Genomic DNA, 3,741 nt, shown 5'->3' with positions numbered 1-3,741 from the left:
CCGGCTTCTCTTCGGGTGCGACCTTGTAGGCCGACAGAGCGGCGAAGGTCTCGGGACCGGCCACGCCGTCAACGGTGAGTTTGTTGGCCTTCTGGAACGCCATCAGCGCGCGCTGGGTTGCGGGGCCAAAATCGCCATCGACATTCACCGCATGTCCCGCGCGCACCAGCAACGCTTGCAGCTCACGCACCTTGGCGCCGGTCGAACCCATCCGCAGCATGCCCGAGGCGGCCGAACTGGCCTGCTTGCCAGCCCAACTCTCATAGGCGCGCTTCATCTTCGTGTGATAGCCGTACTTGGCGTAGGCAGGCCCGTTGTAACCGCGGGCGAAGGCAGCGAAGTCGAGGCGCTGCAGCGAGCCGATCAGACCGGCCTTTTCGATGTAGCGGACCATGACCTCGACCTGGCCGGCGGCACCCGATCGAACCGTCTTCAGCATGGCGGCCGGCGATGCGTAGCCCAGCCAGCGCCAATGCGCGCCCATCACCTGCCCCACGCCCCAGGACGTGCTTTCGAATGCCGCACGAGCACTGATCTGCGAAGCCGGCAGATAGAGCTGGCTCCAGCGCTTTGCCTGCGATGCAGGATTGCCGACGCGCCCGGCACTCGGATGCGCTAGCCCCAGCGCGCGTGCCTCAGCCTGCTTCTCGCCTGTCAGGCAATCGTCGAAATAATGCCCCTCGAACCGGATCAGCGGCTCTTGGCGGCCGGCGACTGTCGCGTAGACATGGCCGGCGCTTTCGACCTCAACCACGGCAAGAAGCGCAGCCTCCTCAATATTCAGGCGCGCGGCATGAGCTGCTATCGCGCGCTGCGTAGCGTCGTCGAACATCGGATTTCCTTTGAGGTTTTTTAATGCGCACCGGGAAAGCAACCGGGGCGAATACTACAACGGGATAGTCACAGCATATTCGTGTGTGATAGAGGGCGACTTAATGTTTAGATTAGAAGCCGCAATCTTTGTCTCGATATTCGGCGCTGCAAGTGCAGTTGCAGCCGACAATCGTATTGAACTCAGCCTTCGCGGCATCTTGGAGCAACCCGCGCGGGTAAGTTTGGATGATGGAACCGTTTGCGAGGCGGCTATTCTTCAAACCGTGCAATCTCGCCTGCCTGCCAATGAGGGGCATTGGGAATTCTGGTGCCGCAATCCGAAAGAGCGCGTGAACCTCAGATGGGAACGGCTGCCCGATCCCCATGCAAAGCTCACCAAGGCGAACATCGCAAATTTCCGCGGCGAACTCGTTGAGCTTCAATCAGGCCAACTCTATCGCGACGGCTGGCAGCCGATAAGCGAAGCTCTGCCTGAACTGTCGGGATCGCCAATCACATGGCAGACGTTGCCGGACGGCTCGCTGGCGACCTACCGCTATTCAGATTGCGGCCTGGTCCTTTCAATTGCAGGCGTAGACGTTGGCCTCTTGCCTGACCGCACGAGCTACGCCCACATTTTTGGCGGCCGCGTGGTCGGTATGGCTTCGGTCGGGCTGTTCTCCGCCAAAATGCCCGACACCCAGGTCGGCTGCACCCCGCTCGACTTTGATGTGCTTGTCGAGGATGCCGGCCAGGCATATGGCGGCCTCGAGCACGAGGGAGCTTTCATAATTGGCGGTTCAGGATATCCTGAGAACGCCCCCCTTTACTCGATCTCTGCAAACGGCGCCGTTTCTCGGCTGACATTCGAGAGCGAAGGTGCCGCAAAGGTCTTTGAACACTACGCCTATGTCCGGATGGGTAAGATGACCCTCGTAGGGCTGTACCCCTCAGGCGGCTATCTGGTGCTGGGCAATGAAGATGTGCTCTATACCGAAGCGCTCACACCGCAGATGAAAGGCGACTATCGATGGGATGACGGCCTACTGTACCGCGAAGCGCAGGCCGCAGTCAGCACCTATGGTCTCTTTCTCACTGGTCTCTACCCGTGGGGAGAGATTGTATTGGTCGACACAATCACGCGCGACAGGGATCGAACCAGGCTCTTTTCCCACCCGCGCCGATCCGGTCGACTTCCCTACATTTTCAAGTCCGTCGATCTTCTCAACGCCTTCCAAGCCGGCCACTTTGACGAGCAGATTTCAGCCGGCGAGATCACTGTCGGCAGCGATGGCCTGCCCGACCGCTTGTTTGGAATGTTCGAAAGCGCTTGGGGTCAGCGGGTTTCAAGTATTGCCGTGTTTCCCGGCAAGGTATGCGCCGCCACAGGGTCGATGGGAAACACCATTTACAACCCTGAACTCCATTCGTTCATGACCGCTGAGGAAGCGGGAGAGTACGGCGCCGTCTATTGTGCCGACCTCCCGAACCACCGCCTGTTCACCACCCAGCCGGAGCCGGGTGATGAAATCAGGATTGGCGATGTGACCTTCGTCGTCGCGCCCTAAACGACAGCGAGTACGCCGGCTGTGCTGTCCACCACATTGGCGACAGAGTGCGCAGTCGACAACGACTTGATCGCGGTACCGGGGCTGAAGCTCATCGTGAGGTTCTGGCTGTGGACGTTTTTCAACCCCTCACCTTTCAAAACGCCCTGCCCGTAGCGATTATAGCAATCGCGAACCACAAGAAGTCCGATGCTGTCTGAACCGAGTGTGCTTGCGCTGCCTGCCAACTTGCAATGAACGCACCAGCCTACACCGTGATTGCCATCATTGTAGTAAGCCTCGGTCTTGATCCGTTCAAAAACACAGATGCCTAGGGCAAACCCTTCGAGGCGAACGATGACTGCATTCTCCACCGAGATCGAGCCCCCGCGGCGATAGGACGCCTCGATGTCGATGGCATGGCAATTGCTGATGGAACTCTGGAACCAAACCCCCGGCTTGTCATTGGTGACATCGGCCGCCTCATCGAATGAATAGGCCAGATCCTGGACGATCGTATCACGAAAGACATGGTTCTGCGGATTTGAAAGACCGGCAGTGACGGCGCTGTTGCCAACAGCATAGCCACCCGTTGCAATGCGCATAATCTTGCCGTGTCGAACGCGGAAGTATCCGCCATGGATGACATGCGCCAGTGCGATGCCGTAGTTGCAGTCCTCGATGTCATAACCATCAACAGATGCGTCGTAGCAGCCAGAGAAGTCGATGCCATTGCGGGTATTGCGCGACCGGATGCGGCGCAAATCACCCCTGCGGCTGGCATAAATCGACACACCGTAGCCGTTGCCGCTCGACGCCTTGTTGAAGCCGTCAAAAACAGCACAGTTCCGCACCTGATAATCGTAGCAGTAGCGGAGATAGATACCCTCACCACGCGAGTTCCGGGTCGTGACGTTTTCGACAACAGCGTCTCTGGCGAAATTGATCTGGCATGGGCCGTAATGGGTGTCATTGATGCCGGGATGCGTTATCTCGAATTTGAAATTGCGCACCTCCGGCCCGACGATCGGCGTAAGCAGATAGACGGCCTTGGTGCCGGTGTTCTGGTTGGAGCGAACCTTGTCATGCACCTCAACGCTCGTGCCGTCGACAACCTCCTGAATGCAGAGCAGTTCCTGATTGTTCTTGGTGACACCGCCGACCGGCTCCACCGTGTCGTCCTCGAGCAGGATCAGGTCGTCCACCGAAAGACCCGCGGATGTGGTCAGCGGCAGCACAATCTCGCCATAGACGACATTGGACGAAAGCGTCGTGTGGGAGGCCATGTCCCCGCCCATACGCACCACGGGCGCTGTGTCTGCCGTTTCAGTGAAGCGGTTACCGCCGCCATCCAGCTTGAACGTGCGATGGGCTGCAGGCG

Annotated in this window: 3 protein-coding genes; 1 reads left to right on the top strand and 2 read right to left on the bottom strand. The window is 59.0% G+C overall.

Translation table 11 applies throughout. The annotated features are described in order from the left end of the window. Positions 1-832: N-acetylmuramidase domain-containing protein (locus EP165_RS20220; protein ID WP_164743128.1), on the bottom strand; the 832-nt coding region annotated here is incomplete at its 3' end. Between the two features lie 85 nt (positions 833-917). On the opposite strand from EP165_RS20220, the gene EP165_RS20215 reads away from it, so the two are divergent. Further along, positions 918-2,381, top strand: coding sequence for a hypothetical protein (locus EP165_RS20215; protein ID WP_127524662.1), 1,464 nt, complete (start codon positions 918-920; stop codon positions 2,379-2,381). On the opposite strand, the gene EP165_RS20210 is transcribed toward EP165_RS20215, so the two are convergent. Next, the coding region (locus EP165_RS20210; RefSeq protein ID WP_206075962.1) for a right-handed parallel beta-helix repeat-containing protein at positions 2,378-3,741 on the bottom strand (1,364 nt) is incomplete at its 5' end. The genes EP165_RS20215 and EP165_RS20210 overlap by 4 nt on opposite strands.

The organism is Mesorhizobium sp. Z1-4, assembly GCF_004000235.1.
In the GTDB taxonomy this organism is placed as follows: domain Bacteria; phylum Pseudomonadota; class Alphaproteobacteria; order Rhizobiales; family Rhizobiaceae; genus RCIO01.
Note: the sequence above shows the minus strand (reverse complement) of the source record. Positions and strands in the feature narration are given on the sequence as shown.